Annotated in this window: 1 protein-coding gene; it reads left to right on the forward strand. The window is 33.9% G+C overall.

Annotation, left to right across the window (positions count from 1 at the left end):
• On the forward strand, nt 1–251 hold a 251-nt coding region (locus QCD85_RS23705; protein ID WP_301264085.1), incomplete at both ends, for a hypothetical protein.

The raw sequence follows: 251 nt of genomic DNA on the forward strand, positions 1-251 counted from the left end.
GTACCTTGTTTATGCTGTTGTTCTAATCTCTGTTTTTTCTTTTATAACGGTGTGGCTTTTTAAATACTTTAATCAAGAAAAGCTAGCGCATGTTAGGATCACAAATATTTCCTATGATAGTGCAACCATTTCTTGGGTGAGTCAAAAAAAAGAGAAAGGATATGCGATTGTTTCTACAAATAGTCAATTTCTTGAATCAACAACAAGTGAGAAATATGCTGATGATCGTGGAGATGCGAAAAGATATACCC

The organism is Paenibacillus sp. PsM32 (assembly GCF_030433815.1).
Taxonomy (GTDB): domain Bacteria; phylum Bacillota; class Bacilli; order Paenibacillales; family Paenibacillaceae; genus Saccharibacillus; species Saccharibacillus kyungheensis.